The organism is Kumtagia sp., assembly GCF_059502445.1.
Genome location: NZ_JCACER010000020.1, coordinates 15,251 through 37,793, shown reverse-complemented (window position 1 = coordinate 37,793; position 22,543 = coordinate 15,251). Strand labels below are relative to the sequence as shown.

The window sequence follows — 22,543 nt, the reverse complement described above, 5'->3', positions numbered from 1 at the left end:
GCATGTCGGATGATATTTTGCTGGAGCAGGCCGCGGACGGGCCGGAGGAGGCGCCGATCGCAATCGAGGCATTGACGGCCTTGCCCGACGTCCAGCGGCGGCTGAGCGAGATTCTCGTCGCGGTGGTTGCCGGCGGCGGATCAGTCAGCTTCATGCACCCGCTTGCGCCGGAGGCGGCGGATGCCTTTTGGGAGACGTCGCTGGCGGCCGCCGGGCGCGGCGAACGCGTCGTGCTCGGCGCCTGGATCGGCGGAGTCTTGGCCGGAACCGTCACGCTGCTGCTGGATTTCCCACCTAACCAGCCGCACCGGGCCGAGATTGCCAAGCTGATGACCCATCCGGATTTTCGCGGCAGGGGCATTGCTCGACGGCTGATGCTCGCAGTCGCGCAGGCCGCAGTGGAGCGCGGCAAGACGTTGCTCGTCCTGGACACCGCGACGGAGGATGGGGCAGGGGGACTCTACGAAAAGCTCGGCTTCCGGCTTGCCGGCGAGATACCCGACTTCGCGCTGAAGCCGCATGGCGGGCTGACGGGGACGCTGGTCTACTGGAAGCGGATCGGCGCTTCGGCGTGACGGCCGCATACCGCAAAAGCCGATCCGAATCGGTGACAAAACCCTGTTGACGCAAGGTACAACCGGCCCTATTGTCCGCGCCCATGAAGACGATCCTCATTCTCGTAGGAATGCGCATGGGCAAGGCGGTGTAACCGCCGGGCGACGTCCTCCCATGCGCTAAACGCAGGCTCCCTCCCGGGGGCCTTTTTTATTGCCCACGATACGACTAGACGATCAGCAGCGCCGACGGCGGCGGAAGAGACGGGATATTCGAGATGACGAGCACGGCCAAGGGCGAGAGCGGCAGGCGCGAGATGACGGGCGCCGAGATGGTGGTCCAGGCGCTCAAGGACAACGGCGTCGAGCATATTTTCGGCTACCCCGGCGGCGCCGTTCTGCCGATCTACGACGAACTGTTCCAGCAGGAGGATGTCCAGCACATCCTGGTCCGCCATGAGCAGGGGGCGGGGCATGCCGCGGAGGGCTATGCGCGCTCGACCGGCAAGGCCGGCGTCATGCTGGTCACCTCCGGCCCCGGCGCCACCAACGCGGTGACGCCGCTGCAGGACGCGCTGATGGATTCGATCCCGCTGGTCTGCATCACCGGGCAGGTGCCGACCTCGCTGATCGGCTCCGATGCTTTCCAGGAATGCGACACCGTCGGCATCACCCGGCCGTGCACAAAACACAACTGGCTGGTCAAGGACGTCAACGAGCTCGCCTCGATCATCCACGAGGCGTTCCATGTCGCCACGACCGGGCGGCCGGGGCCGGTGGTCGTCGACGTGCCGAAGGATGTGCAGTTCGCCAGGGGCGTCTACACGCCGCCGCAGACGGCGCCGCGCACCAGCTACCAGCCGAAGGTGCAGGGCGACCTTGACAAGATCAAGGAGGCGGTGGCGCTGCTGGCATCCGCCCGGCAGCCGGTCATCTATACCGGCGGCGGCGTGGTCAATTCCGGTCCCGAGGCGAGCCATCTGCTGCGCGAACTGGTCGACCTCACCGGCTTTCCGATCACCTCGACGCTGATGGGGCTGGGCGCCTATCCGGCCAGCGGCAGGAACTGGCTCGGCATGCTCGGCATGCACGGCACCTACGAAGCCAACATGGCCATGCACGACTGCGACGTGATGCTGTGCATCGGCGCGCGCTTCGACGACCGCATCACCGGCCGCATCAACGCGTTCTCGCCGAACTCGAAGAAGATCCACATCGACATCGACCCGTCCTCGATCAACAAGAACGTGCGCGCCGACGTTCCGATCATCGGCGATGTCGGCCGCGTGCTGGAGGATCTGGTGCGGCTGTGGCGGGCGACCGCCAAGGCCGACAAGAAGGCGCTGCATCCGTGGTGGGAGCAGATCGCCCGCTGGCGGGCCCGCGATTCGCTGGCCTACAGGAACAGCAACGACGTCATCATGCCGCAATACGCGATCCAGCGGCTTTACGAGCTGACGCGCGACAAGGACGTCTACGTCACCACGGAAGTCGGCCAGCACCAGATGTGGGCGGCGCAGCATTTCCATTTCGACAAGCCGAACCGCTGGATGACCTCCGGTGGCCTGGGCACCATGGGCTACGGCCTGCCGGCCGCGCTCGGCGTGCAGATCGCCCATCCCGATGCGCTGGTCATCGACATCGCCGGCGACGCCTCGGTGCAGATGACGATGCAGGAGATGAGCTGCGCGGTGCAGTACGATGCGCCGATAAAGATCTTCATCCTCAACAACCAGTACATGGGCATGGTGCGGCAGTGGCAGCAGCTGCTGCACGGCAACCGGCTGTCGCATTCCTACACCGAGGCGATGCCGGATTTCGTGCTGATGGCGCAGGCTTTCGGAGCGCATGGCATTCGCTGCGAGAAGCCGGGCGACCTCGACGACGCGATCAAGGAGATGATCGACGTCAGGAAGCCGGTGCTGTTCGACTGCCGCGTCGCCAACCTCGCCAACTGTTTTCCGATGATCCCGTCGGGCAAGGCGCATAACGAGATGCTGCTGCCTGACGAGGCGACAGACGAGGCGGTGGCGAACGCCATCGACGCCAAGGGGCGGGAGTTGGTGTAGGTTGAAGTAAGACGCGGCAGGAGTTATGTCTTACCGCGTCTTACTTTGTTGAAAGGCTTGATCGTGAACGCCAGAGCAAAGATGTCGAGCAAGGGCCAGATTGTGGTGCCAAAATCGATCCGCGATGCACATGGTTGGGGCGAGGGCACCGAGTTCGAATTTGTCGACAGGGGCAAAGGCGTACTCGTCCAACCAGTCGAAGACTTCGATCCGAGATTTCCTCCGATAGCGGTCGAGGAATTTCTGGCCGGCCGAATTAAGATCGACCAGCCGTTCCCCACAGACAAGGAAATAGAAGAGACTTTGTTAACCGAAGCAGCACGGCGGTTCGATGCGACTGGCCGTTGATACAAATGTCTTGGCCAGGGCGATGATAGATGACGGCTCGGAGCAGGCACGCCGCTCTAGGCAATGTTTCCTCGACTATGAAGTCTTTGTCCCTGATACGGTTTTGCTGGAGACAGAATGGTTGCTTAGAAGCCGCCTCAAGATATCCCGTGAAGCAATCAACACGCTGTTTTCACGCCTCATCTCGTCTTCCACCGTGTTTTTTGAAGACAGGATCAAGATCGGGACGGCGGTTACAGCCCATGCAAAGGGCTTGGATTTCGCAGATGCGCTGCACCTCCTCACGAGCAAGAACTGCGCCTCGATGGTTACGTTCGATGAAGATTTCATCAAGCGGCATACCGCGGTCGAAGACGCAATGCCCGTCCATCAGCCTCAATGACGTGACAACTCTCCTCCAACATCTGAAGACCCTCCCATGAACCCCCACCTCCAGCCCACCGGCTCCGCCTATTTCATCGCCCGCGAGACGGAGCGCCCCGAAACGCATACGCTGTCGGTGCTGGTCGACAACGAGCCGGGCGTGCTTGCGCGGGTCATCGGCCTGTTCTCCGGCCGCGGCTACAACATCGAAAGCCTGACGGTCTCCGAGACCGAGCACGAAAGGCACCTGTCGCGCATCACCGTCGTGACACGCGGCACGCCGCACGTGCTCGAGCAAATCAAGCACCAGCTCGAGCGCATCGTGCCGGTGCACCGCGTCGTCGACCTGTCGGTGCGGGCCGGCGAACTCGGACAGGACAAGCCGCTGGCGCGCGAGCTGGCACTGGTCAAGGTGACGGGGAAGGGCGACGATCGCGTCGAGGCGCTGCGGCTGGCCGAGGCGTTCCGGGCGAAAGTGATCGACGCCAATACCGAGCATTTCATCTTCGAGATCACCGGCGCGGTGGCCAAGATCGAGCAGTTCATCGCCATCATGAAGCCGCTCGGGCTGGTCGAGGTGTGCCGCACCGGCGTGGCGGCGATGAACCGCGGCCCGCAGGGGATGTAATCCCTATCGGTACTGGAGCATCGCCGGATCGAGCGTGTAGAGATGGCGGGCTCTGCCGACGCCGCGCAGCGCGAAGCGCCCGACCGACACGAAGTTGGACCGCTCCGCCTCGGGCAGCAACTCGATGAATTCGGACGAGCACAGGATCCGGCGATCGACCGAGTGGCACATGGCCGCGATGCGGCTCACCTCGTTGACGGCGGAGCCGACCACCGTGAAGTCGAGGCGGTCGGGACTGCCGATGTTGCCGTAATAGACATCGCCGAAATGCACGCCGAGATGGACGTTCGCGGCCGGCAACCCTTCGGCGGTGCGCCGCTCGGCCAGGTTGCGCAGCTTTTGCCCCAGGGCCCGCCCGGCCGCCATCGCTGCCATGGAGGCCTCCTTCAGATCGGGGCCTGAGAAGATCGCCAGCACGCCGTCGCCGATCAGCTTCAGCACGTCGCCGCCGGCGTCGTGGACGGAACCGATCACCGCTTCGGCGTAGTCGTTGAGCAGGGTTATCATCTGCTCCGACGGCAGCTCCTCCGAAAGCCGCGTGTAACCGGTAAGGTCGGAAAACCACAGGACGGCGCTGATCTTCTCGACGCGGCCGCGAACGATGCCGCCCTGCAGCACGCGGCGGCCGGCGTCGCGGCCGAGATAGGTTTCGACCAGAGTGCCGGCGAGCCGCGTCTGCGCCGCCAGCCGCAGCGCCAGTGCAAGCTGCGTGGTCAGCCTCTTGAGCGCCTCGATGTCGGCGTCGCTGAAGCCCTGCGGCGCCGCAGTCGTCCACCTGGCGTAGAAACCGTCGGCGTCTTCCACGCTCGGCGCGTCGCGCAGCCGATGGACGACGGCGAGATAATCGGTCTGGCCGGCCAGACGCAGCTCCTCGAACTGCGGATAGTTCAAGGTCTCGCCCTCGATCAGGCGGCAGCGCATGTAGATCTGGCCGTCCCGCAGCATGTGGAAGAAAGGATTGCGCTGCCAGTTCTCCCAGCTTTCGTCCTCGTCGCGGACGGGCTGGAACTCGTTGTCGCGAAGATTGGCGACAGGGTCCTCTTCCCAGATCAGCGCGCGTCCTTCGTAGAGCGGATGCAGCGTGTCGATGATGACGAGGCCGCGGCTGAGCCGGCAGCCCGCGGCGATGCATCGTTCCGAGAAACCGCGCACGAGCACGGCCTCGTCGGCCCCGGCCAAACCGGCCTCAGCCAACCAGTCCAGGATCGAGTCGACGGATTCGGGCCGCATGCGATTTTATTAGCACGGTTGGGCGGGATCGGCGAAACTGATGCTGCCCGTTTGTGGCGGCTCGTGGGCCAGCGCCTTGGCCGGCGGCCGGGAATTTTGTCTCGAAGGAGGCTTCATGGGCTGCATTTCAACAGGACGAATGATCCCGGCCGCCGACAGCGATGCGGTGCACGGCAAAGTGGTTTGGGTGCCGGCAAAGTCCCTCTGGGTGACGAGTCTGTCGGCGATCGCCCTGATCGGCGGTCCACTGACATTTTCGTTGGACGCGCTGGTGGTGTTCGTCGTGCTGACAGCCGTCACGATCTGCCTCGGCCATTCGGTCGGAATGCACCGCCTGCTGATCCACCGGTCGTTCAAGGTGCATATCTTGATCGAGCGCGCGCTGGTCTATCTCGGCACGCTGGTGGGCATGGCCGGACCATTCGGCATGATCTACGCGCATGATATCCGTGACTGGGCGCAGCGGCAGAAGCAGTGCCACGACCTCTACGCGCATCGCCGGTCCTTCCTGCGGGATGCATTCTGGCAGATGCATTGCAGGGTCGATCTGGACCGTCCGCCACGCTTCGTCATCGAGCCGGCCGTCGCCAACGATCGCTTTTATTGGTTCCTCGAAGCCACCTGGATGGTGCAGCAGCTCCCGCTGGCGCTGCTTCTCTATTGGTTGGGCGGCCTGCCCTGGGCGATCTGGGGCGTCGCCGTGCGAGTGCCGGTGTCGCTTGCCGGCCATTGGCTGGTCGGGCATTTCGCGCATCGCGGCGGCGAGCAGGGCTGGTGCGTCGATGGCGTCGCCGTGCAGGGCTACAATCTCCCGAAGTTCGGGCTGGTCACGTTCGGCGAGAGCTTTCATGGAAATCACCACGCCTTTCCGGAATCCGCCCGGCTGGGGCTCGAACCCGGGCAACTGGACCTCGGCTGGACCTTTATCCGGTTTCTCGAACGGCTGGGGCTTGCCTCGGCGATCAAGACGCCCCGCAACATCGTGCATCGGGCCGGGCTGAGGCGTCTGGCGCCGGCGAACATGCGGCAGGTGCCGGGACCCCGCAACGAGCTTACCGCATAAGCTTGTCACCGTGACAAATCGGAGGGTGACTTCCAATTGGGAATTAGGTCAGTAATACTGACATAAAATAGATACCGGAACGCCCGATGCCCTTCGACACGTTTCTCGCCCTGCTCGTCTATGCCTTCGTCACCTCGATCACGCCGGGACCGAACAATCTCATGCTCCTGGCGTCGGGCGTGAATTTCGGCTTCGTGCGCACCATCCCGCATATGGCCGGCATCGCCATCGGCTTTCTGGCGCTGCTGCTGGCGGTCGGGCTCGGACTCGGCGCCGTGCTGAAAGCGTTTCCCGCGCTTGAGCTAGTGCTGAAGGTCGCCGGCGGCGCCTACCTGCTCTACCTCGCCTGGAAGATCGCCATGTCGCGCACGCTGGGCGGCGTCGATGGCAAGTCGCGGCCGATGACGTTCCTGGAGGCGGCTGCCTTCCAGTGGGTGAACGCGAAGGCGTGGGCGATGGCGGTCGGCGCCATGTCGCTCTACACCAATCCGGCGCAGCCTTTCTTCTCGGTGCTGGTGATCGGCTTCGCCTTCGCCGCCGTCAATTTCCCGAGCGTCTCGACCTGGGCCGGCTTCGGTATGGCATTGCGCGGCTTTCTCGCCGATCCGGTGCGGCTGAAGTGGTTCAACATCGCGATGGGCCTGCTGCTGGCGGCGACTCTCTGGCCGATGCTGAGGTGACGCCGCCCGGCTCACCGCCCATTAAATGTTCTTAATGTAGGGTTCCGGCCGCTGTCCGGCCCCTCGGCGCGACTATCTATCGGGGGGTAATGACCCTGGCGCAGATATTTGCCGACCGCCAGATCGCGGGGTCCCGGAACGATGCGCCACAAGGGTTTGTTCTCGATCCTCCTGCTCGCCGGGGCCGTCGGCGCGGCCTTCGTGCTTACGCCGGGGCTGGCCGACAGGACGTCACGGCTTCTTGCAACGGACCGCGCCGTCTCGGCGGCGGACGCAGGCCACCAGGGCCCGCGTGCAGCGACCGTCACCACCGCCGTCGCCAGCACAGCCGATTTTCCGATCCGCCGCTACGCCATCGGCTTCGTCACCTCGCCGGCGGTGGTGGAGATCGGTGCCAGGGTGTCGAGCCAGGTGACGGCGATTAAGGTGAAGGACGGCCAGATGGTAAAGGCCGGCGACGTGCTGTTGCAGCTCGACGACCGCGCCTTGCAGGCGGCGGTCGACCGCGACCAGGCGATGCTCGACAAGGATCAGGCGCTGCTGGTCAGCGCCCAGGCGGACCTCGGGCGGGCCAAGGACCTCGTCGCCACCAGGATCGGAACGCAGCAGTCCTACGACCAGGCGCTTGCGGCGGAGAAGTCGGCGGCCGCCACCGTGGCGGCCGACCAGGCGCAGCTCGACGCCGACACGGTGCAGCTCGGCTTCGCCACCGTCACCGCGCCGATCGCCGGCCGGCTGGGGCAGGTGAACACGACGATCGGCGATCTTGTCGGTCCGAACACCTGCGGCACGGCGGTCGCCGCGCTGGTGACGATCACGCAGATGGACCCGCTCGAGGTGCAGTTCGATCTGCCCGAGAAGGAGCTCGGCCTGCTGCAGAAAGGGCTTGCCTCGCCGGCACCGCCGACGGTGATGCTGCACAAGGACGGCGATCCCACGCCGATCGGCACCGGCACCGTCGACTTCATCGATTCCAGCGTCGACACCGCCTCCGGCACCTTCGCGGTCAAGGCGACCGTGCCCAATCCAGGGCTGACGCTGTGGCCGGGCCAATATGCCGACATCGTGGTGGAGGCCGGCACCATAACCGGCCTGGTCTCGGTTCCGACGGTCGCGGTGCAGGCCGGGCAGAAGGGCCCGTTCGTCTATGTGGTCAAGCCCGACGATACCGTCGCCGTGCGGCAGGTGACGGTCGCCGTCAGCCAGGGCGACACCAGCGCCATCGGCGGCGGGCTGAAGAGCGGCGAGCGGGTGGTGGTCGAGGGGCAGATAAGGCTGAGCGAGAGCACGCCGGTAAGGGAGGGCGGGACGTGAGCGGCCGGGTGCCGCGCTTTACCCTCCCCCTTGAGGGGAGGGTCGCGGAGCAACCCGCTCGGCACGAGCGGGTTTGCGAAGCGGGGAGGGGTCGCAGATGAAGTGCTCCATTCCGAAGCTACCCCACCCCGGTTCGCAGGCTTCGCTTCGCTCAACCTGCCCGCCGACCCTCCCCTCGAGGGCAGGGCAATCGTATATGACAAGCGGCAAGCAACTCGGCCGTCTCGTACCCCCACCCCTAACCCCTCCCCACAAGGGGGAGGGGAACTTTGCGGCCGCTTTGCCGCGCAAAACCGTCGACGATTGGCGCTTGCCGCGGGTGCAAGCGAATCCCCCTCCCCCTTGTGGGGAGGGGTTAGGGGTGGGGGTAGCCTCATATGCGATTGCCCTTCCCTTGAGGGGGAGGGTTAAGCGGCGCCAGACGGATGCGACCCCATGATCTCCGAATTCTGCATACGGCGCCCGGTCGCGACGCTGCTGATGTCATTCGCGCTCGTGCTGGGCGGGCTGTTCGCCTACAAGTTCCTGCCGGTGGCCGCACTTCCCAGCGCCGAATTCCCGGTCGTCAACGTCTCGGCGCAACTGGCCGGCGCGTCGCCCGAGACCATGGCGACCTCGGTGGCGACGCCGCTGATAAAGCAGTTCGCCACCATCGCCGGTATCGATTCGATCGCCACGACGAACTCGCTGGGGTCGACCTCGATCGCCATCCAGTTCGGGCTCGACCGCGACATCGACGCGGCGGCGGCCGACGTGCAGGCGGCGATCGCCCGTACGCTGAAGACGCTGCCGCCGCAGATGACCAGCCCGCCGAGCTACCGCAAGGTCAATCCGGCCGACCAGCCGATCCTCTTGATGGCGCTCGCCAGCGATACGGTGCCGCTGACCGACCTCGACGCCTTCGCCGAGAACGTGATCTCGCCGGCGCTGTCGACCATCGACGGCGTGGCGCAGGTGGCGATCTTCGGCAGCCAGAAATTCGCGGTGCGCATCCAGATCGACCCGACCGCGCTGGCGGCGCGCGGCATCGCCATCGACACGCTGCAGAACGCCATCGCCGCGGCCAACAGCAACACGCCGCTCGGCACGCTGACCAACGAGCGCCAGCAGCTGACGATCACCGCCGACACCCAGCTCGACAACGCCGCCGCCTTCTCCGACCTGATCATCGCGACGCGCGACGGGCGCCCGGTGCGGCTGGGCGACGTGACGCGGGTGATCGACTCGGTCGAGACCACGACGACGGCGAGCTGGTACGACGGCACGCGCGCCATCCTGCTCGCCGTGCAGCGCCAGCCGGACGCCAACGCGGTCGACGTGGTCGACCGCGTCAAGGCGATGCTGCCTTCCTTCGACGGCCAGCTTCCAGCCGCCGCCGGCATAAAGCTGCTCAACGACCGCTCGACCTCTATCCGCCAGGCGGTGGCAACGCCGCCGGATCCCCCTCCCCCTTGTGGGGAGGGGTTAGGGGTGGGGGTAAGATCACAGTCGGACACGACCAAGTCGCACCAGAACGTCTTCCTGCGCGGCTACGACCGGATGCTGCGCCTGTGCCTGCGCTTCCGCCTCCTCGTCCTGCTGATCTTCTTCGCCACCACGGCGCTGTCGGTGTGGCTGCTGATGGTCTCGCCGAAAGGCTTTTTCCCGCAGGAGGACATCGGCCAGCTTTCGGTCATCACCGAGGCGCGCCAGGACATCTCGTTCGACGCCATGGCCAGGCTGCAGGGCCAGGTGGCTGACGTGTTCGCCAAGTCGCCCCATGTCGCGCATGTCGCCTGGTCGGTGGGCGGCGGCGGGGGCGGCGGTTCGGCGCCGATGAACAACGGCCGCCTGTTCGTCGAGCTGAAGCCCAAGGACCAGCGGCCCAATCTGGAGACGGTGCTGGCCGATCTGAGACGACAGCTCGCCGACATTCCCGGCATCAACAGCTACATGGTGCCGGTGCAGAACCTGAACATCGGCACGCGCGCCTCCAAGAGCCAGTACCAACTCGTCGTGCAGGGGCTGGACACCGGCGCGACCGACCAGTGGGCGCAAAAGCTCGCCGACGCGATGAGCCGCGACCACCGCGGTTTTCTCGACGTCACCACCGACCTCACCGAGAACGCCCTGCAGGCGACGCTGGTGATCGACCGCGACAAGGCGGCTAACCTCGGCATCGACGCCGACACGCTGCGTTCGACGCTCTATGGCGGCTTCGGTACCGAGCAGATCTCGACCATCTACGGCTCGGCCGACAGCTATCAGGTGATTTTGGAGCTAGATCCACGCATCGACTGGACGCCGGAGCGCATCCAGTCGATCCGCGTGCGCACGGCGAGCGGCAGCCTGGTGCCGATCGGCGCCTTCGGCCGGGTCGAGCGCACCGCCGGGCCGCTGACGGTCAACCAGCTCGGCCAATTGCCGGCGGTGACGATCTCCTACAATCTGCCGCAAGGCGTGGCGCTGGGCGACACGGTCACCCGCATCGACGCGCTGAAACAGCAGATCGAGATGCCGCCGACGATCTCGACCACCTTCGCCGGCACGGCCAAGACCTTCCAGGATTCGCTGGCCAACCAGGGTTTTCTGATCGGCGGCGCCATCCTGACCATCTATATCGTGCTCGGCATCCTCTACGAGAGTTTTGTCCACCCGCTGACGATCCTGACCGGCCTGCCGTCGGCGGTGGTCGGCGCGCTGCTGGCGCTGATGCTGGCCGGGATGGACGTGTCGATCATCGCCATCATCGGCATTCTGATGCTGATCGGTATCGTCAAGAAGAACGGCATCATGATGGTCGACGTGGCGCTGAATCTCAGGCGCGAGGGCATGGCGCCGGACGAGGCGATCCACCGCGCCTGCCTGATGCGCTTCCGGCCGATCATGATGACGACGCTGGCCGCGCTGATGGGCACGCTGCCGATCGCGCTCGGCGCCGGCGCCAGCGCCGAGCTGCGCCAGCCGCTGGGCGTCGCCGTGGTCGGCGGCCTGCTGGTCTCGCAAGTGCTGACGCTGTTCATCACGCCGGTGATCTACGTCTACATGGAGCGGCTTTCGGAGTGGCTGCTGCGGCTGGCGCCGTCGCGCGAGCCAAAGCCGGCGGCGTAGGGCAGGGCGGCTTCGCCGGTGTTGCGGCAGGGCATATGACAAACGACAGTACTTGCGCCGCTTCGTACCCCCACCCCTGACCCCTCCCCTCAAGGGGGAGGGGGACTTTGCGACCGCCATGCCGAGCGAAATCGTCACCGATTCATGTCTCGCACAACAGTGGCAAGATCCCCCTCCCCCTTGAGGGGAGGGGGTGGGGGTAGCTCCATTTGCGATTGCCCTGGGTGTTACGGGCTGAGCCACCGCCCGGTGGTGCAATTCCCGGCACCATGTGCGGCTTGTCTGCACACCGACGCGGTTCTAGACTTCGCCGATGTCCCACGACCATGACCACGACAACGACCTCGACCCGATGGCCGCGCGGGTGCGGGCGCTGGAGACCATCCTCGTCCGCAAGGGGCTGGTCGATCCCCGGGCGATCGACGCCATCGTCGAGACCTACGAGACCAGGGTCGGGCCGCGCAACGGTGCGCGTGTGGTGGCGAAGGCGTGGAGCGATCAAAGCTATGCCGACTGGCTGAAACGGGACGCCACCGGAGCGATCGCCTCGCTCGGTTATACCGGACGGCAGGGCGAGCACATGCAGGCGGTGTTCAACGGCGAGGAGACGCACAACCTCGTCGTCTGCACGCTGTGCTCCTGCTACCCGTGGTCGGTGCTCGGCCTGCCGCCGGTCTGGTACAAGGCGCCGCCCTACCGCAGCCGTGCCGTCATCGATCCGCGCGGCGTGCTGGAGGAATTCGGCCTGACCCTGCCGCGGGACAGGAAAATCCGCGTCTGGGATTCGACCGCCGAGCTGCGCTACCTCGTCGTGCCGATGCGGCCGGCCGGCAGCGAGGGCTGGGACGAGGAACGGCTGGCCGGCCTGGTGACGCGCGATTCGATGATCGGCACCGGGCTGGCGCTGGAGCCCGCGCCATGAACGGGCCGCAGGACCTTGGCGGGCAGATGGGGTTCGGGCCCGTCGCGCCGGAACAGGACGAGCCGTATTTCCACGCGGAATGGGAGAAGCGGGCGCTGGGCGTGACGCTGTGCGCCGGCGCGATGGGCGCCTGGACCATCGACGAGAGCCGCCACATGCGCGAGTCGCTGCATCCTGCGGATTATTATGCGTCCAGCTATTACGAAATCTGGATCAAAGCGCTGGAGCGGCTGCTGGTGCGCCACCAATTCCTGACCGAGGAGGAACTGGCGCGCGGCGAGGTGCTGTCGCCGGCGGCGGCGCCGAAGCGCGTGCTGAAGGCCGAAAACGTCGCGGCGGTGCTGGCCAAGGGCGGACCGTGCGACCGGCCGGTGGACGCCGCGCCGCGCTTCAAGGCTGGCGACCGGGTGCGGACGAAGAATTTTCATCCGGCCGGCCATACCCGACTGCCGCGGTATGCGCGGGGTAGGCTCGGCGTGGTGGAGGCGGTGCGCGCGGGTTTTGTCTTTCCCGACACCAATGCGCATGGCGGGGGCGAGCAGCCGCAGCATGTCTACACGGTGGTGTTCGACGCCGGCGAGATCTGGGGCGAGGGCGCCGACCCGACGCCTACGGTCTCGATCGACGCCTGGGAGAGCTATCTTGAGCCGGCGTGAAGCCGCCGGAGCGCCGTTGCCGCCGGGGGTGAACGAGCCGGTCTTCGCCGAGCCCTGGCAGGCTGAAGTTTTTGCGATGGTCGTCGCGCTGCACGAAAGCGGCCTGTTCTCATGGAGCGAGTGGGCGGAGATGTTGTCGGCCGAGGTGCATCGCGCCGATGCGGCGACGGACGGCCACGACTACTACGAGCATTGGCTTGCGGCGCTGGAGAAGCTGCTGGCGAAGAAGGGCGTGGCGGCGCCCGCCGCCGTCGACGTGCTGGCGGCGGCCTGGCAGCGCGCGGCGCATGCGACGCCGCACGGCAAGCCGATCCTTTTGGAGAATGATCCCGCACACGGCGCGGAGCTGCCATGAAACGCACAATCGCCGCGCCGGAATTCGCGCACTATCCCGATGCGTGGCACATGTCGCCCGTGCTGGACACCGGCGATTTCGTCTTCCTGTCCGGGCAGACCGGCTGGCGGCCGGACGATACCGTGGCCTCGGACCCGGAAGAACAGTTCCGCGACGTGTTCGAGTTCCTGAAAGCGAATCTCGCCGCGGCCGGGCTGAGCTTCGCCGATGTCGTCGAGATGACCAGCTATCACATCGGGCTGAAGAAACATCTGCTGGCCTTCGTGAAGGTGAAGGACGAATACGTGTCAGCTCCCTATCCCGCGTGGTCGGCAATCGGCGTGAGCGAGTTCATCAGCGACGGGACGCTGGTCGAGGTCAGGGTGATCGCCCGCCGGTGACGACGTGCGGTTCGTCGCCTAATCCCGCTCGAGGCTCGCATCGATCAGCAGCTCGGCGTTCCTGGCGACAGCGGCCGCCGGACCGCCCGGCCCGAACAGCTGGCCGCTGATATAGGCCCCCTCGATCAGCAGCAGCAGGCCGTCGCCCAGCGCGTCGGGATCGGCGGCACCCATGTCTTTCGCCATCTGCCGCAGGCGGCGGCGCAGCTCGCGCTTGTTGGCCTCGCCGACCGCGCGCGCCGGATGGCCGGCCTCGGGATACTCGACCGCCGCATTGGTCATGCCGCAGCCGCGGTAATTCTGCATCACCGCGCGTTCGCCGACGCGCGACAGGAAGGCGAGGATCTGCCGGCGCGGGTCGCCGGGATGGGCGTCGACCGCTTCATCGAAACGCTTCCAGAACTCCGTTTCGTAGACCCGCAGATAGGACGCCGCGAGCTCGTCTTTCGACTCGAAAGCCCGGTAGAGGCTGGGTTTTGTGACGCCCGCCTGCTTGACGATCTCGTCGACCCCGATGGCGCGGATGCCTTCCAGGTAGAAGAGCCGGCGCGCCGTGTCGAGAATGCGCTCGGCGGCACGCGGGCCCTGGCGGTTGCCGTAGGGTGCCGAGGTCGGGTTCAGGATTTTTTCGTCGCTCATCGGTGCGGTCGCTTGACAATGTTACTGAACGGTACGTATCTGGCGATAGATACGTACCGGTGAGTCACATGACAATAGCAAATTCGCGTCCGTTCGGCCAGCGCTACGCTTTCGTGGTGGTCGGCGTCATCTTCCTGTGCCTGCTGATCGCGGCCGGCCTGCGCTCGTCGATGTCGGTGATGATGGTGCCGCTGGAGGACGCCTTCGGCTGGCGGCGCGACGTCATCTCGCTGGCCGCCGCCGTCGGCATCTTCATCTACGGCCTCGCCGGGCCGTTCGCGGCGGCGCTGATGGAGCGCATTGGGCTGCGGCGCACGCTGCTGGCGGCGCTTTTGATCATGTCCGCCTCGACGGCGCTAAGCCTGCTGATGACAAAACCCTGGCAACTCGTGGCGACCTGGGGCGTGCTGTCCGGCGTCGGCTCCGGCGCGGTCGCGACCGTGCTCGGCGCAACAATCGTCAACCGCTGGTTCAAGACCAATCGCGGGTTGATGATGGGGCTGATGTCGGCGAGCGCGGCGACCGGACTGCTCGTCTTCCTGCCGGTGCTGGCGGCGCTGTCGCAATGGGGCGGCTGGCAGCCGGTGGCGATCGCGGTCTCCGTCGCCACCGCGGCACTCGTGCCGCTGGTCTGGCTGCTGGTGCCGGAACGGCCGTCCTCGATCGGGCTGACCCGCTACGGCGCCGACGGCCCCGAGCCGGTAGCCGCGGCCGCTTCCGGGAACTTCCTGACCCACACGCTGTCGACGCTGCGCAAGGCGGCGGGGACGCGGGTGTTCTGGTATCTGTTCGCCACCTTCTTCATCTGCGGCTTCACCACCAACGGGCTGGTCGGCACGCATCTCATCGCTTTCTGCGGCGACATGGGCATCCCGGAAGTGCAGGCGGCGGGGCTGCTCGCCGTGATGGGCGTTTTCGACCTGATCGGCACGACCTTCTCCGGCTGGCTGACCGACCGTTTCGACCCGCGAAAACTGCTCGGCGTCTATTACGCGGTGCGCGGCCTGGCGCTGATCTACCTGCCGCTGTCCGGCTTCTCGCCGTGGGCGCTCGCGGTCTTCGCGGTGTTTTACGGGCTCGACTGGATCGCCACCGTGCCGCCGACGCTGAGGCTGTCCAACGAGGCGTTCGGCGACCGCAGCGGCCCGCTGGTGTTCGGCTGGATCGTCGCCGGCCACCAGGTCGGCGCCGCGGCCGCTGCCTTCTTCGGCGGTTACATGCGCGAGTTGCAGGGCGACTACGACCTGGCCTTCCAGATCGCCGGCCTGACGGCGATCGGCGCCGCGGCGCTGTCGCTGCTGATCCGGCCGACCTGGCCGCGGGAGGAAATGGCCGAGCCGCAGGCGGCGTAAGCGGCTTCACCCCGCCGCCAGGCACATCCTCGCCATTTCATGATTTCGGCGGCGTCGCTCGAGGGCGGAACCCATCCGGAGCTTGCTCTCGGGGCGAGAATCCTGTCTTTCAGTCCGATGGAATTCTCGCCGCAACAAGACGACGCGCTGAAGGCGGTGGCGGCCTGGCTGAAGACCGGCCGGCCGCAGATCTTCCGCCTGTTCGGCTATGCCGGCACCGGCAAGACGACACTCGCCCGCTATTTCGCCGAGCATGTCAACGGCCAGGTGCAGTTCGCCGCCTTCACCGGCAAGGCCGCGCAGGTGCTGCGCTCGAAGGGTGCCGCCAACGCCCGCACCATCCATTCGCTGATCTACCGGCCGCGCGGCGAGGAGGCGGTGGCCGACGAGGCGACGGGAAAAACCTCGATGTCGCCGACCTTCTCGCTCAACCGCCAGAGCCCGATCGCCAAGGCCAAGCTCGTCGTCGTCGACGAGTGCTCGATGGTCGACGAGGCGCTCGGCCGCGACCTTTTAAGCTTCGGCACGCCGATCCTGGTGCTGGGCGATCCCGGCCAATTGCCGCCGATTTCCGGCGGCGGCTTCTTCACCGAGCACGATCCGGATTTCCTGCTCACCGAGATCCACCGGCAGGCGCGCGACAACCCGATCATCCGGCTGGCGCTCGACGTGCGCGAGGGCAGGGAGTTCATGAAGGGCGACTATGGCACCGCCCAGGTGATCGGCCGCGAGGAGGTCACGCAGGAACTCGTGCTGAAGGCCGATCAGGTGCTGGTCGGTACCAACCGCACGCGAAAACGCTACAACAAGCGGCTGCGCGAGCTGAAGGGTTTTTCCGCCGACTACCCGCAGGCGGGCGACAAGCTGGTCTGCCTGCGCAACGACCCTTCCAAGGGCCTGCTCAACGGCTCGCTGTGGAAGGTCATGACCTCGGCGCGCGAAACCGTGAAGCCGGGCATCAACCTGCTGGTCTCGCCGGAGGAGGACGATCCGGACCGCGGCGTCGCCAAGATCAAGCTGCTGAAGGCGGCGTTCGAGGATCCGGACGCCGAAATCCCCTGGCAGCAGAAGAAACGCTTCGACGATTTCGACTACGGCTATGCGCTGACCGTGCACAAGGCGCAGGGCTCGCAATGGAACGACGTGGTGCTGTTCGACGAAAGCTTCGCTTTCAAGGACACGCGCGACCGCTGGCTCTATACCGCGATCACACGGGCGGCGGAGCGGCTCACCGTGGTACGGTGAGGGCGGCGTTCACAGGCTATCCCCTTTCCTCCACCCATTCCCACGCCGCTTGCTCGTCCTCAGGCGCGAACTGCCTGAAATCGACCGGTGCCGCGTCGAGGAAGAGCCCGCGCGTCGCGGCGAGCGCCAGCCGGTCGCCGACCACCGCGCAGCGCCGCACATGCTCGCGCGCATGCGCCTTGCCCTGGCGGATGGTGTCGGGCGCGACCTCCTGCCAGTCCACGCCCTCGTTGTCGACGACGCGCAGCAGCACGTCGATCTGAGGATCGAGGACATAGGCGGCCTCAAGCAGGCCGTAGAGGTTTTCGATGTCGGCGGCCGATACATGGCCGACGACGTCGAAGGCGTGCAGGCTGCGGCGATCGGTTTCGATGCGGCGGACCGCCGGGACCGATTCGAGCGAACTCATCCATTTCTCCATGCAGACGTCCGATTGTCTGCAACACAATAATCCGCTTTCCGTTCCCCTCCTTCAGCCTGTAGGGAAGGCCGACAACCCTCGGGAGGCGAAGACTCATGCCCGCCAAACTGTCCGTGAACCTCAATGCGGTGGCAATGCTGCGCAACCGGCGCGACCTGCCCTGGCCGAGCGTCACGGAGCTGGGGCGCATCGCGCTTTCCGCCGGCGCGCACGGGCTGACGGTGCATCCGAGGCCCGACCAGCGGCATGTCCGCTTCTCCGATCTGCCCGAGCTGCGCGCATTGATCGACGACGCCTTTCCGCGGGCGGAGTTCAACATCGAAGGTTATCCGGACGAGGGATTCCTTGCCCTTGTCGAGAAGACCGCGCCGGATCAGGTGACGCTGGTGCCCGACGATCCGTCGCAGGCGACCTCCGACCACGGCTGGGATTTTCGCGCCCAGGCGGAATTCCTGCGGCCGGTCGTGCAGAGGCTGAAGCGCAGGGGATTTCGGGTGTCGCTTTTCGCCGATCCCTCGCCGGACGGGGTGGAGATCGCCCGCGCGCTCGGCGCCGACCGCATCGAGCTTTATACCGGGCCGTACGGCAGTTGCCATTCCGATTCCGCAAAAGCCGCCAATGAGCTGGAAAAGCTCGGAAAAACCGCGGACGTCGCACTGGCCGCCGGGCTCGACGTCAATGCCGGCCATGACCTGACGGTGGACAATCTGCCGGCGCTGGCGCGGCGCATCCCGAGGCTGGCGGAGGTGTCGATCGGCCACGCGCTCACAGCCGAGGCGCTGGAGCACGGCATGGCCGCAACGGTGCGCCGCTTCCTCGCGGCTTGCGGCTGGTAGCCGCCGGCATAGGCCTATAGTCTCGGGTCGGGAGGCCGCTGTTGCTATTGCAGCGCAGCAAGCGTAGAGGAGCGCCCGTTTGCCGGAGGCGCCGACACAGATGGCCATCGAGGGCTCAGCGGAAGACGAGCAGCCGGCTTCGGTTGCCGGCGACCACCAGGAACATTCGCAGGACATGCGGATCCTGATGCTCGGCGCCCTCGGCGTCGTCTATGGCGACATCGGCACCAGCCCGATCTATGCCTTCCGCGAGGCGCTGGTGGCGGCGGCCGGCGACGGCGTGGCGGCGCGCGAGGCGGTGCTCGGCGTGCTGTCGTTGATCGTCTGGGCGCTCACCATCATCGTCACGGTCAAATATGTCGGCTTCGTGCTGCGCGCCGACAATCGCGGCGAGGGCGGCACGCTGTCGCTGATGGCGCTGGCGCGCGCCAGCTTCTCCAACCGTTCCGGCGCTATCCTGCTGATCGGCATCCTCGGCGCGGGCCTGTTCTATGGCGACGCCGTGATCACCCCGGCGATCTCGGTGCTGTCGGCGGTCGAAGGCCTCAAGGTGGTCACGCCGGCCTTCGAGCCGTTCGTGGTGCCGCTCACGCTGGTGATCCTCGCCATCGTCTTCTCGGTGCAGCGCTTCGGCACGGGCAAGGTGGCGACCGTGTTCGGTCCGATCACCGCGCTGTGGTTCCTCGCCATAGGCTATTCCGGGCTGACGCACATCCTCGACGACCCGGAGATCCTCTACGCGCTCAATCCGCTTGAGGGGATCGCCTTCCTCTTCAATTCGCCGGACGTCGCCTTCGTCACGGTCGGTGCCATCTTCCTCGCCGTCACCGGCGCTGAGGCGCTTTATGCCGACCTCGGCCATTTCGGACGACGGCCGATCGTGCTCGCCTGGCTGTCCATCGTCTTCCCCTGCCTGCTGCTCAATTACTTTGGACAGGGCGCCTTCGTGCTGTCGCATGACGGCGCCATCGGCCATCCCTTCTTCGAGATGAACCAGGGGTGGATGCTGGTGCCGATGGTGGTGCTGGCGACGGCGGCGACCGTCATCGCCAGCCAGGCGGTGATCTCCGGTGCCTTCTCGCTGACGCGGCAGGCCGTGCAACTCAACCTGCTGCCGCGCTTCCAGATCCAGCACACGTCGAAGACGCAGTCCGGCCAGATCTACCTGCCGCGCGTCAATCTGCTGCTGGCGCTGGCGGTGATGATGCTGGTGGTCGGCTTCGGCGAATCGAGCGACCTCGCCGCCGCCTACGGCATCTCCGTCACCGGCAACATGCTGATGACGACGATCCTGCTCTATGTGGTGATGACGCGCATCTGGAAATGGCCGCTGGCGTGGGCGCTGGCGCTCACCCTCGTCTTCGCGGTCATCGATGTCGGCTTCTTCGTCTCCAACATCGTCAAGGTGTTCGACGGCGGCTGGGCCTCGCTCGTGGTGGCGCTGTCGGTCGTGCTGATCATGGTCACCTGGGTGCGCGGCTCGCGGCAGCTCTTCGACAAGACGCGCAAGAACGAGATTCCGCTCGATTTCCTGGCCGGCAGCATGGCCAAGAAGCCGCCGCAGCTCGTGCCCGGCACCGCGGTCTTCCTGACCAGCGATCCGCAGAGCGCGCCGACGGCGATGATGCACAGCCTGAAGCACTACAAGGTGCTGCACCAGCAGAACGTCATCCTGACCGTGGTGACGGCGCCGCAGCCTTTCGTATCCGACAACGACCGGGTGAAGATGGAGCCGGTCAACGAGCTGTTCATGCGGATAACGCTGACCTTCGGCTACATGGAGCGGCCGAACATCCCCAAGGCGCTGGCGATCTGCCGCAAGCAGGGCTGGAAGTTCGACATCATGACGACCTCCTTCTTCCTGTCGCGGCGCTCGCTGAGGCCGTCGCCCAATTCCGGCATGCCGGTCTGGCAGGACAAGCTGTTCATCGGGCTCGCCCGCACGGCGGCCGACGCCACCGAGTATTTCCAGATCCCGACCGGCAGGGTGGTGGAGATCGGCACGCAGGTGGCGATCTAGGGTTCGGCGGGTAGCCCAGGCGCCTCAAAATCAACGCCCGTCTATCTCACCCGGCAATCGGCGGGTTCAGGCGGGCAAAGCCTTCCTGCCGCCGATACGGGAAATGCGGGTAGGGCGCGGGGACGGCGCTCGCCGCATCGAGCTTTTCGACCTGCTCAGCCGCCAGCGACCAGCCGACCGCGCCGAGATTGTCGCGAAGCTGCTCTTCGTTACGGGCGCCGATGATGACGGAGGAGACGGTCGGCCGCCGGGTCAGCCAGTTGATCGCGACCTGCGGCACGCTTCTGCCGGTTTCGGCCGCGACCTCCTGCAAGGCATCGACCACCCGGTAGAGCAGTTCGTCCTCCACAGGCGGGCCGAAGCTTGCCGTCTCATGCAGGCGGCTGCCCGCAGGAAGCGGCTTGCCGCGGCTGATCCTGCCGGTCAGGCGTCCCCAGCCGAGCGGGCTCCAGACCAGCGCGCCGAGCCCCTGGTCGGCTCCGAGCGGCATCAGATCCCATTCGTAGTCGCGGCCGACCAGCGAATAATACACCTGGTTGGCGACATAGCGCGTCCAGCCATGCTTTTCGGCGACGGCGAGCGACTTCATGATCTGCCAGCCGGAGAAATTGGAGACGCCGATGTAGCGGAGCTTTCCGTCCTGCACGAGCCGGTCGAGCGTCGAGACGACCTCCTCGACCGGCGTCGAGGCGTCGAAGGCATGCAGCTGGAAAATGTCGATGTGGTCGGTGCCCAGCCGTTTCAGCGCCGCCTCCACCGAGCGGATCAGCCGGGAGCGGGAGGAACCCCGGTCGTTCGGCCCGTCACCGGTCGGCAGGCTTGCCTTGGTGGAGATCAGCACCGCGTCGCGCCGACCCTTGATCGCCTCGCCGAGCACTTCCTCCGAAGCGCCGTTCGAATAGACGTCGGCCGTGTCGAACAGGTTGACTCCGGCTTCCAGGCAGATGTCGACGAGGCGGCGGGCCTCTTCCACGTCGGTTGTGCCCCAATGGCTGAACAGCGGGCCGGAGCCGCCGAACGTGCCGGCTCCGAAGCCGAGGACCGGCACTCTGAGGCCGGACGCACCGAGATTGCGGTATTCCATGATCGTGTCTCCTGAAACGGGATTGTCGTGCAGCTCATTCCGCGGGGGCGGGACAGGGCCGGGGGCCGGCAATGCTGGCGCTGCGTCTATCCAGGCGGACGGCGAGGAGCGCCACGCCGAGGGCGGCGATCGGCACCATGCCGGCGACCAGGGTGATGGCCGGCAGGCCGGGCCCGTGATCGATGACGGAGCCGCCGAGCCAGGCGCCGATGGCGTTGCCGAGATTGAAGGCGGCGATGTTGAAGCTCGACGCCAGCCCCTGGCCGGCGCCATCTGCCTTCTCCAGCAGCCACATCTGCAGCGGCGGCACCGTGGCGAAGGCGGCGGCGCCGAACAGGCCGACGGCGACTACCGCTGCGATCGGCTGGTGGATGGCGGCGGTCAACAGGAAGAGTGCGGCGGCGAGCACGGCCAGGCTGCCGAGCAGAGTGGGCACCAGCCAGCGGTCGGCCAGCCGGCCGCCGGCGAGGTTGCCGGCGACCAACCCGGCGCCGAAGACCAGCAGGATGGGCGACACCGCGGCCGCCGAAAAGCCGGTGACCTCGGTCAGGATCGGCGCGATATAGGTGAAGGCGGCGAACACGCCGACCCAGGAGAGCACGGTGGTGAGCAGGCCGAGCAGCACCGGGCGGCGGGTCAGCACGGCCAGCGCGCTGCCGCTCTCCTCGGTTTCCCCCGTCGGTTCGTCGCGCGGCACCAGCAGCGCGATGATCGCCAGCGCCGCGACGCCGACCAAAGTCACCGCCCAGAAGGTGGCGCGCCAGCCATAGGCCTGGCCGAGCCAGGTGCCGAAGGGCACGCCGAGGATATTGGCGACGGTGAGGCCGGTGAACATGATGGCGATGGCCGACGCCTTGCGGTTCGGCGCTACGAGGCCGGTGGCGACCACCGAGCCGACGCCGAAGAAGGAGGCGTGGGCGAAGGCGGTGAGCACGCGCGCCGCCATCAGCGTCCAGTAGTCGGGGGCGAGCGCGCAGGCGAGATTGCCGAGGGTGAAGACCACCATCAGGCCGAGCAGCAGCGTCTTCTTCGACCAGCGGCCGGCAAGGGCGCCGAGCAGCGGCGCGCCGACGACGACGCCGAGCGCATAGCCGGAAATCAGCATGCCCGCCGCCGAGATCGACACGCCGAGATCGGCGCCGACTTCGAGCAGCAGGCCCATGATGACGAATTCGGTGACGCCGATGCCGAAGGCACCGGCCGTCAGGGCATAGAGGGCGAGGGGCATTGGACATTTCCAGTCAAGAGCTTGGGAGGCCCTGAAGATGGACATGCCCGCTTTGGTGAACTAGTC

22 protein-coding genes are annotated in these 22,543 nt (G+C 66.5%); 17 read left to right on the top strand and 5 right to left on the bottom strand.

The genetic code is table 11. From position 1 onward, the window contains the following. The first annotated feature begins 2 nt into the window (after positions 1-2). From AC5JDC_RS08395 to ilvN, 5 genes are all read left to right on the top strand, one after another. Positions 3-575, top strand: coding sequence for a GNAT family N-acetyltransferase (locus AC5JDC_RS08395; RefSeq protein WP_495840800.1), 573 nt, complete (start codon positions 3-5; stop codon positions 573-575). 257 nt (positions 576-832) lie between these two features. Further along, positions 833-2,623, top strand: coding sequence for an acetolactate synthase 3 large subunit (locus AC5JDC_RS08390; protein WP_280954235.1), 1,791 nt, complete (start codon positions 833-835; stop codon positions 2,621-2,623). A 63-nt stretch (positions 2,624-2,686) separates the two neighbouring features. Beyond that, the gene (locus AC5JDC_RS08385; RefSeq protein ID WP_495840798.1) at positions 2,687-2,971 is read left to right on the top strand and encodes an AbrB/MazE/SpoVT family DNA-binding domain-containing protein; all 285 of its coding nucleotides are present in this window, start codon (positions 2,687-2,689) and stop codon (positions 2,969-2,971) included. Beyond that, positions 2,955-3,353 (top strand): type II toxin-antitoxin system VapC family toxin, encoded by a 399-nt coding sequence (locus AC5JDC_RS08380; protein ID WP_495840796.1) that lies wholly within the window; start codon positions 2,955-2,957, stop codon positions 3,351-3,353. Before AC5JDC_RS08385 ends, AC5JDC_RS08380 begins: the two co-directional genes overlap by 17 nt. A gap of 36 nt (positions 3,354-3,389) precedes the next feature. Then, a complete protein-coding gene (gene ilvN / locus AC5JDC_RS08375; protein ID WP_106775183.1) occupies positions 3,390-3,962 on the top strand; it encodes an acetolactate synthase small subunit in 573 nt (190 codons plus the stop codon). A 3-nt stretch (positions 3,963-3,965) separates the two neighbouring features. On the opposite strand, the gene AC5JDC_RS08370 is transcribed toward ilvN, so the two are convergent. Beyond that, the gene (locus AC5JDC_RS08370; protein ID WP_495840794.1) at positions 3,966-5,192 is read right to left on the bottom strand and encodes an adenylate/guanylate cyclase domain-containing protein; all 1,227 of its coding nucleotides are present in this window, start codon (positions 5,190-5,192) and stop codon (positions 3,966-3,968) included. 115 nt (positions 5,193-5,307) lie between these two features. Between AC5JDC_RS08370 and AC5JDC_RS08365 the strand changes: the two genes are divergently transcribed. From AC5JDC_RS08365 to AC5JDC_RS08330, 8 genes are all read left to right on the top strand, one after another. Beyond that, on the top strand, positions 5,308-6,255 hold the full coding sequence (locus AC5JDC_RS08365) for an acyl-CoA desaturase (protein WP_495840908.1): 948 nt from the start codon (positions 5,308-5,310) through the stop codon (positions 6,253-6,255). Between the two features lie 86 nt (positions 6,256-6,341). Beyond that, the gene (locus AC5JDC_RS08360; protein ID WP_495840792.1) at positions 6,342-6,935 is read left to right on the top strand and encodes a LysE family translocator; all 594 of its coding nucleotides are present in this window, start codon (positions 6,342-6,344) and stop codon (positions 6,933-6,935) included. A gap of 141 nt (positions 6,936-7,076) precedes the next feature. Next, positions 7,077-8,249, top strand: coding sequence for an efflux RND transporter periplasmic adaptor subunit (locus AC5JDC_RS08355; RefSeq protein ID WP_495840790.1), 1,173 nt, complete (start codon positions 7,077-7,079; stop codon positions 8,247-8,249). A 435-nt stretch (positions 8,250-8,684) separates the two neighbouring features. After that, positions 8,685-11,339 (top strand): efflux RND transporter permease subunit, encoded by a 2,655-nt coding sequence (locus tag AC5JDC_RS08350; protein WP_495840788.1) that lies wholly within the window; start codon positions 8,685-8,687, stop codon positions 11,337-11,339. 313 nt (positions 11,340-11,652) lie between these two features. Beyond that, positions 11,653-12,261 carry a nitrile hydratase subunit alpha gene (nthA, locus tag AC5JDC_RS08345; protein WP_495840786.1) on the top strand — a complete coding sequence of 203 codons (609 nt, stop codon included), beginning with the start codon at positions 11,653-11,655 and terminating at the stop codon, positions 12,259-12,261. Further along, the gene (gene nthB, locus AC5JDC_RS08340) at positions 12,258-12,917 is read left to right on the top strand and encodes a nitrile hydratase subunit beta (protein ID WP_495840784.1); all 660 of its coding nucleotides are present in this window, start codon (positions 12,258-12,260) and stop codon (positions 12,915-12,917) included. Before nthA ends, nthB begins: the two co-directional genes overlap by 4 nt. Beyond that, complete coding sequence (locus AC5JDC_RS08335; RefSeq protein WP_495840782.1) at positions 12,904-13,272, top strand: nitrile hydratase accessory protein; 369 nt, start codon at positions 12,904-12,906, stop codon at positions 13,270-13,272. The genes nthB and AC5JDC_RS08335 overlap by 14 nt, the downstream gene beginning before the upstream one ends. Next, positions 13,269-13,652 carry a RidA family protein gene (locus tag AC5JDC_RS08330; RefSeq protein WP_495840780.1) on the top strand — a complete coding sequence of 128 codons (384 nt, stop codon included), beginning with the start codon at positions 13,269-13,271 and terminating at the stop codon, positions 13,650-13,652. The genes AC5JDC_RS08335 and AC5JDC_RS08330 overlap by 4 nt, the downstream gene beginning before the upstream one ends. Positions 13,653-13,670: 18 nt before the next feature. Here the strand turns inward: AC5JDC_RS08330 and AC5JDC_RS08325 are convergent, their stop codons facing one another. Beyond that, a complete protein-coding gene (locus AC5JDC_RS08325; protein ID WP_106774406.1) occupies positions 13,671-14,291 on the bottom strand; it encodes a TetR/AcrR family transcriptional regulator in 621 nt (206 codons plus the stop codon). A gap of 68 nt (positions 14,292-14,359) precedes the next feature. Between AC5JDC_RS08325 and AC5JDC_RS08320 the strand changes: the two genes are divergently transcribed. Both AC5JDC_RS08320 and AC5JDC_RS08315 read left to right on the top strand, forming a co-directional pair. Then, the gene (locus AC5JDC_RS08320) at positions 14,360-15,643 is read left to right on the top strand and encodes an MFS transporter (protein ID WP_495840777.1); all 1,284 of its coding nucleotides are present in this window, start codon (positions 14,360-14,362) and stop codon (positions 15,641-15,643) included. A 117-nt stretch (positions 15,644-15,760) separates the two neighbouring features. Beyond that, positions 15,761-16,888: an ATP-dependent DNA helicase gene (locus tag AC5JDC_RS08315; RefSeq protein ID WP_495840906.1), complete on the top strand. Its 1,128-nt coding sequence runs from the start codon at positions 15,761-15,763 to the stop codon at positions 16,886-16,888. A gap of 16 nt (positions 16,889-16,904) precedes the next feature. Here the strand turns inward: AC5JDC_RS08315 and AC5JDC_RS08310 are convergent, their stop codons facing one another. Further along, entirely contained in the window at positions 16,905-17,297 is a 393-nt protein-coding gene (locus AC5JDC_RS08310) for a SpoIIAA family protein (protein ID WP_495840775.1), read from the bottom strand. 107 nt (positions 17,298-17,404) lie between these two features. Between AC5JDC_RS08310 and AC5JDC_RS08305 the strand changes: the two genes are divergently transcribed. Then, on the top strand, positions 17,405-18,145 hold the full coding sequence (locus AC5JDC_RS08305; RefSeq protein WP_495840773.1) for a pyridoxine 5'-phosphate synthase: 741 nt from the start codon (positions 17,405-17,407) through the stop codon (positions 18,143-18,145). Positions 18,146-18,245: 100 nt separating this feature from the next. Further along, positions 18,246-20,165, top strand: a complete 1,920-nt coding sequence (locus AC5JDC_RS08300; protein WP_495840771.1) for a potassium transporter Kup — start codon at positions 18,246-18,248, stop codon at positions 20,163-20,165. A gap of 46 nt (positions 20,166-20,211) precedes the next feature. On the opposite strand, the gene AC5JDC_RS08295 is transcribed toward AC5JDC_RS08300, so the two are convergent. Both AC5JDC_RS08295 and AC5JDC_RS08290 read right to left on the bottom strand, forming a co-directional pair. Further along, positions 20,212-21,249, bottom strand: coding sequence for an aldo/keto reductase (locus AC5JDC_RS08295; protein ID WP_495840769.1), 1,038 nt, complete (start codon positions 21,247-21,249; stop codon positions 20,212-20,214). 34 nt (positions 21,250-21,283) lie between these two features. After that, positions 21,284-22,477: an MFS transporter gene (locus tag AC5JDC_RS08290; protein WP_495840767.1), complete on the bottom strand. Its 1,194-nt coding sequence runs from the start codon at positions 22,475-22,477 to the stop codon at positions 21,284-21,286. Between the last annotated feature and the right edge of the window lie 66 nt (positions 22,478-22,543).